Raw genomic sequence first — 15,359 nt, forward strand, 5'->3', positions numbered from 1 at the left:
AAGATGAGTGCTGTCCTGAACCCTGTTGTCGCCGCCACGCCGCCGGCCCGCCGTGGCGAGCTGCCGTCCGCCCCCTCGGTGCTGGAGCCGCTGTGGGTGCGCGGCCTGCTGATCGGCGTCGCGCTGACCTTCCTCACGCTGTTCCTGTTCGTGCCGCTGGTGGCCGTCTTCGCCGAGGCCTTCAAGAAGGGCTGGGAGGCCTACCTGGCCTCGATCACCGAGGCCGACGCCATCTCGGCCATCAAGCTGACCCTGCTGACGGCCGTCATCGCCGTGCCGCTCAACCTGGTGTTCGGCGTCGCCGCCTCGTGGTGCATCGCCAAGTTCGAGTTCCGCGGCAAGAGCATCCTGCTGACCCTGATCGACCTGCCGTTCTCCGTCTCGCCGGTGATCTCCGGCCTGATCTACGTGCTGATGTTCGGCGCCCAGGGCTGGTTCGGCCCCTGGCTGCAGGAGCACGACATCAAGATCCTGTTCGCCGTGCCGGGCATCGTGCTGGCGACGATCTTCATCACCTTCCCCTTCGTCGCCCGCGAGCTGATCCCGCTGATGCAGGCCCAGGGCAGCGAGGAGGAGGAGGCCGCCATCGTGCTGGGCGCCTCGGGATGGAACACCTTCCGCCGCGTCACCCTGCCCAACATCAAATGGGGCCTGCTGTACGGCGTCATCCTGTGCAACGCCCGCGCCATGGGCGAGTTCGGCGCCGTCTCGGTGGTGTCCGGCCACATCCGCGGCGAGACCAACACCGTGCCGCTGCAGGTGGAAATCCTCTACAACGAATACAACTTCGCGGCCGCCTTCGCGGTGGCGTCGCTGCTGGCCCTGCTGGCCCTGGTGACGCTGACGCTGAAGTCCTTTATCTCCTGGCGCCTGAATGAATCGATCGCCGTCGATTCCGCCTTACGTTCTACGGAGCACTGATCATGACCATCGAAGTCAGAAACATCCATAAACAGTTCGGCGATTTCACCGCCCTCAACAACGTCTCGCTGTCCTTCCCGGCCGGCGAACTGACGGCCCTGCTGGGGCCTTCCGGCTGCGGCAAGACGACGCTGCTGCGCATCATCGCCGGCCTCGAGCACCCGGACTCCGGCCAGGTGCTGCTCGACGCCCAGGACGCCTCGGCGCGCCACGTGCGCGAGCGCCAGGTCGGCTTCGTGTTCCAGCACTACGCGCTGTTCAAGCACATGACGGTGTTCGAGAACGTCGCCTTCGGCCTGCGCGTCAAGTCGCGCAGCGAGCGCCCCTCGGAAGATCAAATCCGCCGCAAGGTCAAGGACCTGCTCGAACTGGTCCAGCTCGACTGGCTGGCCGACCGCTACCCGCCGCAGCTGTCCGGCGGCCAGCGCCAGCGCATCGCCCTGGCGCGCGCGCTGGCCGTCGAGCCGCGCGTGCTGCTGCTCGACGAGCCCTTCGGCGCGCTCGACGCCAAGGTGCGCAAGGAGCTGCGCCGCTGGCTGCGCCGCCTGCACGACGACCTGCACGTGACCAGCATCTTCGTCACCCACGACCAGGAGGAGGCGCTGGAGGTGGCCGACCAGGTGGTGCTGATGAACAAGGGCAACGTCGAGCAGATCGGCTCGCCGGCGGAGGTCTACAACCACCCGGCCTCGCCCTTCGTCTACGGCTTCCTGGGCAACGTCAACATGTTCCACGGCCGCGTCCACGAGGGCGTGATGGCCACCGGCGACGTCAGCTTCGACGTGCCCGACCACGACGGCGTGCAGGACAGCAAGGGCATCGCCTACGTCCGCCCGCACGACCTGGAGATCGACCGCTACACGCCGGGCGCCGAAGGCATCATCGTCAAGCTGCGCCGCGCCCACGCCATCGGCCCGCTGGCCCAGCTCGACCTGGAGCGCACCGACAACGCCGAGCTGATCGAGGCGGTGATGTCGAACGAGCGCTTCAGCCACCTGCACCTGAAGGAGGGCGAGACGCTGGTGGTGCGGCCGAAACGCCTGCACGTGTTCGTCGACCCGGCCGTGGTGTAAGGCCCCGCCGTAGGCAAGCGGCGCCTGCGCGCCCACCTTACCCGCTACCGCTCCATCCCGTCGGACGCCGGCCGCCCAGGCCGCCGGCGCGGGAGCCCTGCGCGCCAACGTTGCGCCGAGCCGATGGCCGCACACGTCGCGTCACCAACTTATTCGCCCTCGGGCAGCAAGGACCCCAGCATGAATTTCCAGCAACTGCGCTCCATCCGCGAAGCCGCCCGCCGGGGCTACAACCTGACCGAGGTGGCCAACGCCCTGTTCACCTCGCAGCCCGGGGTGAGCCGGCAGATCCGCGAGCTGGAGGACGAGCTCGGCGTCGTCATCTTCGAGCGCAACGGCAAGCGCCTGACCGGCCTGACCGACCCCGGCAAGGGCATCCTGAAGATCATCGACCGCCTGCTGATCGAGGCCGAGAACCTGCAGCAGGCCAGCCTGGAATACACCGGCCAGAACAGCGGCACGCTGAGCGTGGCGGCCACCCACACCCAGGCCCGCTACGCGCTGCCCAAGGTGGTGCAGTCCTTCCGCGCCGCCTTCCCCGAGGTGCGCATCGCGCTGCAGCAGAGCGCGCCCGAGCACATCGCCAATGGGTCCTGTCGGGCAAGACCGACATCGGCATCGCCACCGAGGCGCCTGTCGCAGTTCCCCGACCTGGTGTCCTTCCCCTGCTACCGCTGGAGCCACCTGATCGTGGTGCCGGACGGCCACCCGCTGCTGTCGCGTTCGCCGATCCGCCTGGAGAACCTGGCCGAGTTCCCTTTGATCACCTACGACATCGGCTTCACCGGACGCGGCCACATCGACGCCGCCTTCGCCAAGGCCGACGTCAAGCCCGACATCGTGCTGACGGCGATGGACTCGGACGTCATCAAGCAGTACGTCGCGCTGGGCATGGGCGTCGGCATCGTCGCCTCGATGGCCTTCGACCACGGCCGCGACAAGGGCCTGCGCGCGGTCGAGGCCTCGCACCTGTTCGCCGCCAACACCACCCGGCTGGCGGTGCGCAAGGGCGCCTACCTGCGCTCCTACGCCTACCACTTCATCCAGCAGTTCGCCCCCGAGTTGACGCGCGCCGAGATCGACGCGGCGCTGGCCGGCGGCGAACAATCCTGACGCGCCGCCGCTACGGCACCCGATCGGCCAACGCCTTGTTCAGATAGCTCTCGAAGCGGCCGTCGGCGAAGGCCTGGCGCGCCGCCTTGCGGTAGCGCTCGACCAGGCCGGCCGGCGCCAGCGGCGAGAAGACGCCATGCAGTTCGGCGCCCGGCACCGGCAGCGGCAGCAGTTTCAGGTGCAACTCGTCGCGCGCCGCGTAGTAGCGGGCGCTGGCGCAGTTGGAGAAGTAGACGCCGTCGACGCGGCCCAGTTTCAACTTGCCCAAATTCTGCTTTTCCCAGTCGACCCCGCCCACCTCGTCATAGTGGATGCGCGCGTCGCGCATGAACGGCGGCAGCGCGGCGCCGACCACCCAACCTATCGTCATGTTGGCCAGGTCGGCGGCCGAGCGCAGCGCGTTCAGGCGGTGCCCCGGCAGCACCGCGACACATGGTTCGAACTTGATGTAGACGGCCTCGTCGAACTGGATGCCGGCGCGGTCGCGCCCGGCCGTGTGGGCCAGGATGGGGCTGAACAGCACCTGGCCGGTGACCAGGTTGTGCTCCAGCCGGGCCACGGTGAGCGGGCGCTGCCACTGGAAGCGCACGCCCATGCGCGGCGCGATCTCGCGGTCGAAGAAGTCGATCAGCGCGCCCTCCGGCCCGTCCTTGCCGGCGAACACATACGGCGCGAAGGTGAACACGCCCGCAGTGACCAGCTCGCGTGTCGGCGCCTGTGTCTGTGCCGGCGCCGGCGCGGGCGCACCCGCGAGCAGCGTCAGGCCGGCGAGCACGGCGGCACGAAGCGGCGGCGACAGGGATATGGTTGGAAGGCGATACATCGACGGCCTCGGGCGTGGCGCAATCCCTGGGGGAAATAGGCATTGCAAGTCACTACAAGGCTAGCACGGCGGCGCGGCGGCGGCGTGGAGAATGCGCCGGGACGGACGCCGGCGGCGGCTATCTGTTGCGTCGGCGACGCAGGCCGCCGCGCCGTACCCTGACGCGACGAGGGGCGGGCGGGATACGCTCCCGTCCGCCCCTCGCCCGTTGTGGCCGGCCACCGCCGTTCGGCGGCGGCGCGGCGCTTACCAGCTGTAGCCGGCCTTGGCGTAGTAGTAGCGGCCGTTGAAGCCGTTCGGCGCGAAGCCGCTGTACGGCGTGGTGCCGTTGTTGTTCAGATTGCCGTTCGAGGTGATCTGGTCGGGGTAGCGGTTGGTGACGTTGTCGATGCCGGCGCTGAGTTTCCAGTTCTTGCCCAGCTTGACGCTGCCCGACACGTCGAGCACCCATTGCGGATCATAGGTCTGGTCCAGCGTGGCGTTGTTCTGCGGCACGGTGAAGCTGCCGTAGCGGGTGGCCACGGCGCGGCCGTTCCAGTTGCCGACCGTGTAGTCGCCCGACAGGCTGAACTTGTCCTTCGGCGAGCCGACGGTGAGGCGGTTGATGGTCTGGCGGTCGATCAGGGTCAGCCCGTTGGCGCTCAGCAGGGCCGGGTTGTCGGCGACGCGTTCGAGCGAGTTCTTGTTGTGGTTGTAGGCCGCCGTGAAGTCGATCTTGCCGGCTTCGGCCAGTTCCAGGCGGTAGGTGCTGACCACGTCGACGCCACGGGTGCTGGTGTCGATGGCGTTGGTGAAGTAGCGGCCGGCGCCGACCAGGATGCCCTGTTTGGCCAGCGCGTTCTTCAGGTCGGGCGACAGCGTCATGTTGGCCGACAGGGCGACACGGTCGTCGATGTCGATGCGGTAGACGTCGACCGTGGTGCTGAAGTTGCGGGCCGGTTGCAGTTGCAGGCCGAGGCTGTAGTTGCGCGCCTTCTCGGCCTTCAACTGGGTGGCGCCGAGCGCGCTGGCGGCGGCGCTGCCGACGGCGAAGGTGCCGGTCTCGATCGGCGTGTTGACGCCGTTCACCACCGAGAAGTTGGTGGTCGTGATGGTGTAGAACTGCTGCGCCAGCGACGGCGCGCGGAAGCCCGACGAGGCGGTGCCGCGCAGCGAGACGGCGTCGTTGAAGGCGTAGCGGGCCGAGCCCTTGGCCGAGGTGGTGTTGCCGAAGTCGCTGTAGCGCTCGTGGCGCAGTGCCGCCGAGGCGGAGAACTTCTTGGTCACCTCCGCTTCCAGGTTCAGATAGATCGAGGTGTTGTGGCGGCTGTTGCTGCCGGCGTTGGCCGGGCGGAAACCGGAGAAGCCCTGCGCGCCGCTGCCGGAGTAGGAGGCCAGGTCGCCGGCGCCGATTTCATATTTCTCGCGGCGCAGTTCCAGGCCGGTGGCGACCGTCAGCGGACCGCTGAAGGCGGCGAGCGGGAATTCGCGCGCCAGATCCAGGTTCAGCAACTGCTGGTTGTTGATCAGCTTGCCGGCGTGGAAATGGGTCGGGCTGGCCGCGCCCAGGTCCTGGTTGACGGTGTTGTCGAGGTCGAGCTTGAACTCGTTGTTGCCGTAGTTGAAGCTGGCGTCCCAGCGCCAGCCGGCCGCCTCGCCGCGCAGGCCGGCCACCAGGGCCGAGTCGATCGAGGTGCTGTTTTCCAAAGGCAGGAAGCCCTCGGGGAACAGCGGGGTGCGCGGCGCCGTGCCGTTCAGCGCGGTGCGCCAGGTGGCGGCGGCCGAGGTGTTGCGCTGGCCGTAGTTGCCGAAGGCGTAGAAATCGATGTCGTCGTTGACGCGGTACTGGGTGTTGGCGAAGAAGGCGCGCGGATGGGTCTCCGGGTCGCCGAAGCGTTGGTTGACCTGGCCGTAGCGCGGCTCCTTCGGATTGCGGAAGTCGGCGCCGGCGCGGTTGGTGGCGTCGCGTTCGGCCACCTCCAGCGCCACGCGGACCCAGCCGGCGTCGCCCAGCGCGAAGCCGGTCGAGCCCTTGAAGGTCTTCTGGATGCCGTCGCGCTTCTGGTACTCGCCGAAGCCGACTTCGACGTCGCTGCCCTCGGCGCCTTTTTTCAGGATGATGTTGATGACGCCGGCGATGGCGTCCGAGCCGTACTGGGCGGCGGCGCCGTCGCGCAGCACCTCGACGTGGTCGATGGCCGACAGCGGGATGGCGTTCAGGTCGACCGGCGCCGAGCCGCGGCCCTGGGTGCCGTTGACGTTGACCACGGCCGAGGTGTGGCGGCGCTTGCCGTTGACCAGCACCAGCGTCTGGTCGGGCGACAGGCCGCGCAACTGGGCCGGACGCACGGCGTCGCTGGCGTCGGCGCCGGACGGACGGGGGAAGTTCACCGACGGCAGCAGCCGGCCCAGCACGGTGGCCAGCTCGGTCGAGCCGGTGGCCTGCAGTTCGCGCGCGCTGATGATGTCGATCGGCGATTCGGAGTCGACGGTGCGGCGGTTCTTGGCGTAGGTGCCGGTGACCACCACCGATTGCAGCTCGCCGTCCAGCGCGGCGGCTTGTTGCGCGTAGGCGGGCAGGGAGAGCGTGGCGATCAGGCTGGTGACGAGCAGGGCGCGGGCGGGATTCGGCTGGGTGTGGCGTGAACTCATGTGGGGCGATCTCGATGGTGGGGGATAGAAAAAGCTTACCAGTAGGCAAGTGACTTAATCAAAGACTTGTTTTTACTAATGATATATAAAAAAATGATAAGGAAGCCGACAGCCCGTGAAGGAACGCATATGGAACAGAGTCGCACGCGACTAGTCTGCGGCAAGTGTCGCTAAAAAGAGACGTATGGCGAGGCGGGCATATTCGCGGGCGGCAGGTGGCAGGGTCAGACCCTCAGGGTCTGACCCTCGCTTGCGCGGCAAGTGTTTTTATGGCTACTGGCCGGGGTTGGGCAGGCCAGCGTGGATGGCGTCGACCTGGGCCAGCACCTCGGGCGCCAGCTTGACATCGAAGGCGTCGATGTTTTCCTTCAACTGGGCCAGGCTGGTGGCGCCGATGATGGTCGAGGCGACGAACCAGCGCGAATAGCACCAGGCCAGCGCCAACTGGGTCGGCGTCAGGCCGTTGGCGCGCGCCAACGCGGCGTACTGCGCCACCGCCGCCAGCACGCCGGGGCGCAGGTAGCGCGGGCTCCAGTTGGGCGGGAACAGGGTCAGCCGGCCGGCCGCCTTGGGATCGTCCAAATACTTCGCCGTCAGCTGGCCGAAGGCGAGCGGGCTGTAGGCCAGCAGGCCGACCTGGGCGCGCAGGCAGGTTTCGTCGAGCAGGCTGGTCTCGAAGTGGCGCGCGGTCAGGTTGTACAGGTTTTGGATGCTGGCGATGCGCGGCACCGTTCATCTCGGCCTGCTTGATGAACTCGCACACGCCCCAGCTGGACTCGTTGGAGACGCCGATCTGGCCGATCTTGCCGGCCTCGACCAGCCGGCCCAGCGCGGCCAGGGTGTCCTCGATCGCCACCGAGGCCCGCTCGGCCCGCGGATTGAAGGCGTTGGCGCCGAAGATGGGCACGTTGCGGCTGGGCCAGTGCAACTGGTACAGGTCGATGCGCTCGGTTTGCAGGCGGCGCAGGCTGTCCTCGACGGCGGCGCCGATGTTGGCCGCGTCGAGGTTGTTCTTGCCGCCGCGTATCCAATGCATATGCGGGTTCGGCCCGGCCACCTTGGTCGCCAGCACCACCTGGTCGCGCTTGCCGCCGCGCTTGAGCCAGCTGCCGATGAAGCGCTCGGTGCTGCCCTGGGTGGCGGCGCGCGGCATCACCGGATACATCTCGGCCGTATCGATGAAGTTGATGCCGCGCTCGAGCGCGTAGTCGAGCTGGCTGTGCGCCTCGGCCTCGCTGTTCTGCTCGCCGAAGGTCATGGTGCCCAGGCAGATCTTGCTGACGCTCAGGCCGCTGGTGCCCAGGGTGGTGGTTTGCATGGTGGCTCTCGCTGGTACGGTTAGCTTGGCAAAAAATGCCCCGGGCCGGCGGCCGGCCCGGAGTCGGACTCGGGGGGCCGGCGCGGCGGCCGGCCGGGACGCCCGCCTAGCGGGCGCGCAGCGCGTCGGCGCAGTCGCGCACCAGCGCCGGGCCGGCGTAGATCAGGCCGCTGTACAACTGCACCAGCTGGGCGCCCGCCTCGATTTTGACCTTGGCGTCGGCGCCGCGCATGATGCCGCCCACGCCGATGATCGGCAGGGCGTCGCCCAGCTCGGCCTTGAGCAGGCGGATCACCGTGTTGGACAGCTCGAACACCGGCGCGCCGGACAGGCCGCCGGCCTCGCCGCCGTGTTGCATGCCCTCGACGGCGGTGCGGCTGAGCGTGGTGTTGGTGGCGATCACGCCGTCGATCTTGTGGCGCAGCAGGGCGTCGGCGATGTTCTTGACTTGTTCGCCGTCCATGTCCGGCGCGATCTTCAGCGCCAGCGGCACATAGCGCTTGTGCTGGTCGGCCAGGCGCGACTGGGCCTCTTTGAGCTGGGCCAGCAGGCCGTCGAGCTCGGAGCCGCCCTGCAGCTGGCGCAGGTTCTTGGTGTTGGGCGAGGAAATGTTGACCGTCACATAGCTGGCGTAGGGGTAGACCTTCTCCAGGCACTTCAGGTAGTCGTCGGCGGCGTTCTCGATCGGCGTGTCGGCGTTCTTGCCGATGTTCAGGCCCAGCACGCCCTCGCGGTTCTGGTAGAAGCGCGAGGCCTGCACGTTGGCGACGAAGGCGTCGACGCCGCCGTTGTTGAAGCCCATGCGGTTGATGATGCCGTGCGCGGCCGGCAGGCGGAACATGCGCGGCTTGGGGTTGCCCGCTTGCGCGCGCGGCGTCACGGTGCCCACCTCGATCGAGCCGAAGCCCAGGTCGGCCAGCGCGTCGATGTAGGCGCCGTCCTTGTCCAGTCCGGCGGCCAGGCCGACCGGGTTTTTGAAGGTGATGCCCATCACGCTGCGCGGATCGGCGGCCGGCTGCTTGACCAGGCGGGTCAGGCCGAGGGCGGCGGCGCGCTTGAGCGCCGGCAGGGTCAGGTGGTGGGCGGCTTCGGCGTCCATCGCGAACAGCAGGGGACGGGCCAGGGAGTACAGGAAGTGTTGGGACATGGGGGCGCTCTTGAAAGGATGCGCTATTTTACCAGCGCCGGCCGGCCCCCCCGGCAGCCTCGGGCGAGATCCGGCCGGATCGGCCTAGAGCACGCTCCAATGGCCGTCGATGCGCGCCTCGAGCGGCTTGAAGTTGATCTTGTAGGACATCTTCGGGCTTTGCTCGATCCAATAGCCCAGGTAGACGTAGGGCAGCTTGAGCTCGCGCGCCTGCTCGATCTGCCACAGCACGTTGAAGGTGCCGAAGGAGGCTCCCTCGACGTCCGGGTCGAAGAAGGTGTAGACGGACGACAGGCCGTCCGACAGCAGGTCGATGATGCTGACCATGCGCAGCACGCCGTCCGGCTGGCGGAACTCGACCAGCCGCGTGTTGACCCGGCTTTGCAGCAGGAACTGGGCGTACTGGTCGCGGCTGTCCTGGTCCATGCCGCCGCCGGCGTGGCGCTTGCTCTGGTAGCGCAGGTAGAGCTCGTAGTGCTCGTCGGAGAAGGACAGCGTGGCGACGCCGGCCTGCAGCTCGGCGTGCCTGGCCCAGGCGCGGCGCTGGCCCCGGCTGGGGCGGAATTCGTCGGCCACCACGCGCACCGGAATGCAGGCCTGGCAGCCGTCGCAATACGGCCGGTAGGTGAAGATGCCGCTGCGGCGGAAGCCGTTCTTGACCAGCTCGGAATACACGTCGGCGTTGATCAGGTGCGACGGCGTGGCCACCTGCGAGCGGGCCTGGCGCGCGTCCAGATAGCTGCACGGATAGGGCGCCGTGGTGTAGAACTGCAAGGTCGCGAAGGGAAGATCGTTCAGCTGCGTCATGCAGATCCTATCGGTACGGTTGCAAAGCTTGCCGGGGTTGCAAAGTTCGCGCGGCAGGCTGGCGTTCCTGCGCAAGCTGCGGCCGGGGCGCGCGCGGCGCCGGGGCTCACGTCTAGATTAATCGCCGGCGGGGAAAGGCGCAAGCGCTTCCCACGCGGTGATCTGGGGCAGCGCAATGCTGTGGCGTAGATGCGCCAGGAATTGCTGGCGCGAGATGGGCGCCGCGCCCAGCGAGGCCAGGTGGGCGGTCTCCTGCTGGCAGTCGATCATCGCCACGCCGTGGCGGCGCAGGAAGTGCACCAGGTAGGCCAGCGCGATCTTCGAGCCGTCGGTGACGCGGGCGAACATCGACTCGCCGTAGAACATGCGGCCGATCGACACGCCGTAGGCGCCGCCAACCAGTTCGCCGTCCAGCCACAGCTCGGCCGAGTGGGCGTAGCCCATCCGGTGCAGCCCGCTGTAGCCGGCGATGATGTCCTCCGAGATCCAGGTGCCGGGGCCGTCCTTGCGCGGCGCCGCGCAGGCCCGCATGACGGCCTCGAAGTCGCCGTCGAAGCGCACCTGCCAGCGGCCGTCGCCGGCGGCGCTGCGCGCCACCTTGCGCAGCGTCTTCTTCAGGCTGTCGGAGACGCGGAACTGCTCGGTCATCAGCACCATGCGCGGGTCGGTGCTCCACCACAGGATGGGCTGGCCCTCGGAGAACCAGGGGAAGATGCCGCGCTGGTAGGCCGCCAGCAGGCGCTGCGGCGACAGGTCGGCGCCGGCCGCCAGCAGGCCGGGGGCGTCGCTGGTCAGCGCCTGGGCGACGTCGGGGAAGGGCGTGTGCGCCTCGAGCCAGGGGATCATGGGGCGCTCAGAGGTCGCTGCGCATGGGCCGGTTGATGTCGAGCGTGTGGAAGCCGTACTCGCCGCCCTCGCGCACCCGCCGGTGGTCGGCCAGGAACAGCTCGAGCGTGGTGCGGGTGGTGGGGAAGGCCAGGTCGTCCCAGGGGATCTGCGCCTCGCTGAACATTTGCACGTCCAGGCTCTCCTCGCCGGGGGCGAAGTCGAGGTCGCGCAGCGTGGCCAGATAGAACATGTGCACCTGGTGCACGCGCGCCACGTTGAGCAGGGAGAACAAGGGGCCGAGCTCGATGTTGGCGCCGGCCTCCTCGACCGTTTCGCGGATGGCCGCCTCGGCCGTGGTTTCGTTGTTTTCCATGAAGCCGGCCGGCAAGGTCCAATAGCCGCGGCGCGGTTCGATGGCCCGCTTGCACAGCAATATTTTCAGTTCGCCATCGCCTTCCCAGACGGGCAGCGTGCCGAGCACCATTTTCGGGTTCTGGTAGTGGATGGTCGCGCAGCTGGCGCAGACATAGCGCGGACGGTTGTCGCCGGCCGGGACGGCCAGTTCGACGGGGTGGGCGCATTCGGAACAAAATTTCATAGGGGATAGCTCATTCGGTTTTTTCTTACTTTACACCGATTGGGCCGCTTGCGGCGTACCGGCGCGGAGAGTTTGCGCTGGCTATAGGCCGGCGTGGCGCATGCAAGAATGCTATCACACGGCAAGTGGGGATTAAGTTTGCCTAAATTGCCGATCCACCCTATAATATCGGCACAGACGCGGGGTGGAGCAGTCTGGCAGCTCGTCGGGCTCATAACCCGAAGGTCACAGGTTCAAATCCTGTCCCCGCAACCAGATTTTAAGCCGTTGATTTCTTGAAAGAGAGTCAGCGGCTTTTTTGTTTCCGCCCGCATTGCTTGCCGGATCGTGAAATTAGGCATTGTGCGACGCAGCAGCCATGGGATATAATTCGGCTGCGGGGTGGAGCAGTCTGGCAGCTCGTCGGGCTCATAACCCGAAGGTCACAGGTTCAAATCCTGTCCCCGCAACCAAATTTAAAGCCGTTGATTTCCTGGAAAGGAATCAGCGGCTTTTTCGTTTCCGCCCGCATTGTTTGCCGGATCGTGAGATTAGGCATTGTGCGGCGCAGCAGCCATGGGATATAATTCGTCTGCGGGGTGGAGCAGTCTGGCAGCTCGTCGGGCTCATAACCCGAAGGTCACAGGTTCAAATCCTGTCCCCGCAACCAGAACAAGGCAAGCCGCTGATTTCTTCACAGGAATCAGCGGCTTTCGCTTTTTCCGGCCGCCGTTCTGGCGGCGCGGGCCGGCCCCAACGATGGACACGAGGAGAAACGATGGTAACGATTTACCTGCGCTATGTGATCGACCCGTACAAGCTGGCCGAGTTCGAGCACTACGGCAAACTGTGGATGCCGCTGGTGGAGCGCTTCGGCGGCCAGCACCACGGTTATTTCATGCCGTCCGAGGGCGCCAGCAATGTCGCGCTGGCGCTGTTCAGCTTTGCCAGCCTGGCCGAGTACGAGCGCTACCGCGCCGCCAGCGTCGAGGACGCCGAATGCCAGGCGGCGTTCCTCTACGCCGAGCAGACGCGCTGCATCGTCAGCTACGAGCGCAGTTTCTTTCGGCCGGTGTTCGCCTAGACCGCCGCATCACCAGAGTGCCGGCCGGCCCCCGCCACGGCGTGGCGTGCGCCGCCGGCGGGGGCGGAATGTCGACTACGCCTGGCCCGGCGCCGGCAGCGTGGCGGCCGACTGGCGGATGAAGGCCAGCATCTCGTCGCTCATCCAGGTGCCGGTGCGCAGCACGGGCTCCTGCTCGGTGGCGGCGCGGATCTTTTGCATGGTGGCCGGCTGGTCGCCGGCGAAGTCGCGGAACAGTTCGAACCACTGCCGCGTCAAGGCCTGCACGGCCGGCGCGTCGGGCTCGGCGCCGGCCTCCATCTGCTGCTGCACGGCGGCGATCAAGGGCGGCCACTCGGCGGCGCGCTTGCCGCTGTTCTCGCGCATGTGGCGCATCTCGTCCTCGTCCAGATATTTCGCGTAGACGCTTTGCCGGCGCGCCGAGAAGGCGCGCATCACGTACTGGCGCAACTCCGGCGTGATGCCGGTCTGCTGCTGCGCCGCCGCGTCCCGCGTCAGCAGCGCGTCGATGCGGCGGACGAAGTCGGGGTTGGCGGCGGTGTCGCGCTCGAGCATGATCATCCAGTGCTCGGCCAGCTTTTGCGCGTCGGCGTGTTCGGCGGCGACGCCGCCGTCGAGCAGCGCGCGCACCTGCGCCACCAGCGCGGCCCATTCGGCCTGGCTCTTGGCGCCGTTGCTGTAGAAGGGCAGGCGCTTGAGTTCTTCTTGCGTGAAGATTTTGTCGTACATGGTCATCAACTCCAAAGTGGTTAGCCAATCGGCCAAGCCGGGCTCCTCGCCGTTCGCCAGTTGATGGTGCAGGGTGGCCAGCTGCGCACGCAGTTGGCTGGCCTGCTCGATCTGGCGGCCCAGCGCTGCTATCTGCTGGGCCACGATGGACGAGAACGGGGTGTCCGGCCTGGCCAGGAAGGTGCCGATCTCGGTCAACGACATGCCAAAGCGACGCAAGGCCTGGATCTGCTGCAGGCGGGCGATGTCGTCGCGTTGGTAGAGCCGGTAACCGCTGTCGGAACGCGCCGAGGGCGAGAGCAGGCCGATGCTGTCGTAGTGGTGCAGGGTGCGCACGGTCAGGCCGGAACGCTTGGCCAGTTCTCCCACTTTCAACATATCGGTTTGCTCCTTTGTTCGAACGTGCGACCAGATTGCGGCCTCACGCCACGTCAGGGTCAAGCACTTTGGGGAGTTGTTTAGTCGTCGGCGCGCGGATGCAGGCTGGCCCACAAATGCGCCGACGCCATGGTGCGGTGCGGCGCGTAGCGCGCCAGGATCTGCTCGGTGCGCGCCATGTCCGGCTTGCTGTCCTCGCCGAGCAGCGGCTGCAGCGCGGCGCGGACGGCGACGTCGCCATGCAGCGAGCAGTCGGCGTAGCCGTAGCCGCGCAGCAGGCCGTAGTTGACGGTCCACGGACCGATGCCCTTGAGCGCCAGCAGCGCGGCCGACACTTCGGCGATGCCGTAGCCGGGCGACAGATCCAATGTCAGCGCGCCTTCGGCCACGCGGCGCGCCAGCAACAGCAGGGTCTCCGCCTTGGCGCGGGAGAATTTGCGGCTGGTCAGTTGTTCCGCGTCCAGCGCCGCCACGTCGGCCGCCTCGGGGTAGCACCACAGGCCGCTGCCGTGCTGGCGGCCGGCCTGCTGGATGAAGGTGCGGCGCAGCGCGATGGCGAACGACAGGTTGATCTGCTGGCCGATGACGGCCCAGGTCAGCGCCTCGAACACCGAGGCCGACTGCACCACGCGCAGGCCCGGCTGGGCGCGCACCAGCGCGCCGAGCAGGGCGTCGTCGCCGGCGAAGTCGATGAAGGGCTGCGGGTCGATGCGCAGGCCGAGGATGTTGAGCAGCGCCTCGTGCGCGCGCTGGCGCTGCGGCGCCGTCAGCGCGGCGTCGGCCAGCACGGCGCAGTCGGCGCGGGCGGTGCCGGGCGCTTGGCGGCGCGCACGGGCCAGGTCGACGTCGAGCAGCACCGGAACGCCGTCGATCAAGATGCCCTTGCGCAGGCGCGCCTCGTCGACCTGCTCGGCGACGCTTTCCGTGTCGCGCCGGTGGAAGGCCAGCACGTCCTGCAGCCGGTAGTCGTCCGGCAGCGCTAGCGTCAGACGCGGGCTCATGCCGTGCCGGCGCCGCCGCGCACCAGCCGCTTCAGCCAGCCGAGATCGGGTTTGAAGCCGGTCACCAGGGCGGTGCCGAGGATGACGATGGCGGCGCCGGCGAAGGTGTACCAGCCGACGATCTCCTTGAGGAACAGCGTGCCCCAGAGGATGCCGAACAAGGGGCTGATGAAGGTCACCGTCAGCGCCGAGGTGGCGCCGACGTCCTGGATCAGGCGGAAGTACAGCAGGTAGGCGATGCCGCTGCAAACCACGCCGAGCGCCAGCGCGGCGGCCATGATGCCGGCCGTGGCCTGGCCGGGCGCGGGGAAGAAGGCCAGCGCCGGCATCACCAACAAGGTCGAGGCCCACATGCTGCCGTGGGCGTTGGCGAAGGGTTCGACCGAGGCGGCCGTGCGGGTGTAGGTGCTGGCGATGCCGTAGCAGAAGGAGGCGCTGAGCACGGCGGCGATGGCCAGGCCGGCGCCGGGCTGCGCGCTGACGTGGTCGAAGCCGACCAGCAGCGCCACGCCGGAGACGCCCAGCAGCAGGCCGGCGACGACGCGGGCCGACACCATGTGGCGGCTCCAGACGGCGCCGATCAGCGCGCCCCAGATCGGCGTGGTGGCGTTGAGCACGGCCAGCACCGAGGCCGACAAGGTGCGCGCGGCGAAGGCGAACAGCAGGAAGGGCAGGGCGGAGTTGAACAGGCCGAGCATCAGGTAGTGCTTCCAGTGGGCGCGCCAGTGCAGCGGTTTTTTCAGCAGCAGGGCGATGGCGCCGAGGAACAGGGCGGCGAACAGCACGCGGTACTGGATCAGCACGGCCGGCCCCAGCACCGGCGCGGCGATGCGCATGAACATGAAGGAGCCGCCCCAGATGGCGGCCAGCAGGAAAAGTCGGAGTAGGTTGGCGGTGCTCATGCGGTGTTCCTGTTTGTGGGCCTGTCT

13 protein-coding genes, 3 tRNA genes and 1 pseudogene are annotated in these 15,359 nt (G+C 67.8%); 7 read left to right on the forward strand and 10 right to left on the reverse strand.

The window, feature by feature from the left end; translation table 11 throughout:
- Positions 1-3: 3 nt before the first annotated feature.
- From cysW to QC826_RS05025, 3 genes are all read left to right on the forward strand, one after another.
- The gene (gene cysW, locus QC826_RS05015) at positions 4-921 is read left to right on the forward strand and encodes a sulfate ABC transporter permease subunit CysW (protein ID WP_279764668.1); all 918 of its coding nucleotides are present in this window, start codon (positions 4-6) and stop codon (positions 919-921) included.
- A 2-nt stretch (positions 922-923) separates the two neighbouring features.
- Positions 924-1,994, forward strand: a complete 1,071-nt coding sequence (locus QC826_RS05020) for a sulfate/molybdate ABC transporter ATP-binding protein (RefSeq protein ID WP_279764669.1) — start codon at positions 924-926, stop codon at positions 1,992-1,994.
- 180 nt (positions 1,995-2,174) lie between these two features.
- Positions 2,175-3,107 carry a CysB family HTH-type transcriptional regulator gene (locus QC826_RS05025; RefSeq protein WP_279764670.1) on the forward strand — a complete coding sequence of 311 codons (933 nt, stop codon included), beginning with the start codon at positions 2,175-2,177 and terminating at the stop codon, positions 3,105-3,107.
- A gap of 10 nt (positions 3,108-3,117) precedes the next feature.
- Here QC826_RS05025 and QC826_RS05030 read toward each other — a convergent pair whose 3' ends face one another.
- The 7 genes and pseudogenes from QC826_RS05030 to QC826_RS05060 all read right to left on the reverse strand — a co-directional run bounded on the left by QC826_RS05030 (position 3,118) and on the right by QC826_RS05060 (position 11,259).
- Positions 3,118-3,930, reverse strand: coding sequence for a substrate-binding periplasmic protein (locus QC826_RS05030; protein ID WP_279764671.1), 813 nt, complete (start codon positions 3,928-3,930; stop codon positions 3,118-3,120).
- A 246-nt stretch (positions 3,931-4,176) separates the two neighbouring features.
- On the reverse strand, positions 4,177-6,561 hold the full coding sequence (locus tag QC826_RS05035; protein ID WP_279764672.1) for a TonB-dependent receptor plug domain-containing protein: 2,385 nt from the start codon (positions 6,559-6,561) through the stop codon (positions 4,177-4,179).
- A gap of 273 nt (positions 6,562-6,834) precedes the next feature.
- Positions 6,835-7,879 (reverse strand): annotated as a pseudogene (locus QC826_RS05040) (aldo/keto reductase).
- A 106-nt stretch (positions 7,880-7,985) separates the two neighbouring features.
- The gene (locus QC826_RS05045) at positions 7,986-9,026 is read right to left on the reverse strand and encodes a quinone-dependent dihydroorotate dehydrogenase (protein WP_279764673.1); all 1,041 of its coding nucleotides are present in this window, start codon (positions 9,024-9,026) and stop codon (positions 7,986-7,988) included.
- A gap of 84 nt (positions 9,027-9,110) precedes the next feature.
- The gene (locus QC826_RS05050; protein WP_279764674.1) at positions 9,111-9,833 is read right to left on the reverse strand and encodes an arginyltransferase; all 723 of its coding nucleotides are present in this window, start codon (positions 9,831-9,833) and stop codon (positions 9,111-9,113) included.
- Positions 9,834-9,950: 117 nt separating this feature from the next.
- Positions 9,951-10,679, reverse strand: coding sequence for a leucyl/phenylalanyl-tRNA--protein transferase (aat, locus tag QC826_RS05055; protein ID WP_279764675.1), 729 nt, complete (start codon positions 10,677-10,679; stop codon positions 9,951-9,953).
- A 7-nt stretch (positions 10,680-10,686) separates the two neighbouring features.
- Complete coding sequence (locus QC826_RS05060; protein ID WP_279764676.1) at positions 10,687-11,259, reverse strand: NUDIX hydrolase; 573 nt, start codon at positions 11,257-11,259, stop codon at positions 10,687-10,689.
- A 178-nt stretch (positions 11,260-11,437) separates the two neighbouring features.
- On the opposite strand from QC826_RS05060, the gene QC826_RS05065 reads away from it, so the two are divergent.
- The 4 genes from QC826_RS05065 (at position 11,438) to QC826_RS05080 (ending at position 12,322) form a co-directional block, all read left to right on the forward strand.
- A tRNA-Met gene (locus QC826_RS05065) sits at positions 11,438-11,514 on the forward strand.
- 120 nt (positions 11,515-11,634) lie between these two features.
- Positions 11,635-11,711 (forward strand) — tRNA-Met (locus tag QC826_RS05070).
- A gap of 120 nt (positions 11,712-11,831) precedes the next feature.
- Positions 11,832-11,908: transfer RNA gene (locus QC826_RS05075), tRNA-Met, on the forward strand.
- Between the two features lie 108 nt (positions 11,909-12,016).
- A complete protein-coding gene (locus QC826_RS05080) occupies positions 12,017-12,322 on the forward strand; it encodes an NIPSNAP family protein (RefSeq protein ID WP_279764677.1) in 306 nt (101 codons plus the stop codon).
- 75 nt (positions 12,323-12,397) lie between these two features.
- Here QC826_RS05080 and QC826_RS05085 read toward each other — a convergent pair whose 3' ends face one another.
- The 3 genes from QC826_RS05085 to QC826_RS05095 form a co-directional block, all read right to left on the reverse strand.
- Entirely contained in the window at positions 12,398-13,429 is a 1,032-nt protein-coding gene (locus tag QC826_RS05085; RefSeq protein WP_279764678.1) for a MerR family transcriptional regulator, read from the reverse strand.
- Between the two features lie 80 nt (positions 13,430-13,509).
- On the reverse strand, positions 13,510-14,430 hold the full coding sequence (locus QC826_RS05090; RefSeq protein WP_279764679.1) for a DNA-3-methyladenine glycosylase 2: 921 nt from the start codon (positions 14,428-14,430) through the stop codon (positions 13,510-13,512).
- Complete coding sequence (locus QC826_RS05095; RefSeq protein WP_279764680.1) at positions 14,427-15,332, reverse strand: DMT family transporter; 906 nt, start codon at positions 15,330-15,332, stop codon at positions 14,427-14,429. The genes QC826_RS05090 and QC826_RS05095 overlap by 4 nt, the downstream gene beginning before the upstream one ends.
- Between the last annotated feature and the right edge of the window lie 27 nt (positions 15,333-15,359).

Source organism: Rugamonas sp. DEMB1 (genome assembly GCF_029834475.1).
Classification (GTDB): Bacteria; Pseudomonadota; Gammaproteobacteria; order Burkholderiales; family Burkholderiaceae_D; genus Rugamonas; species Rugamonas rubra.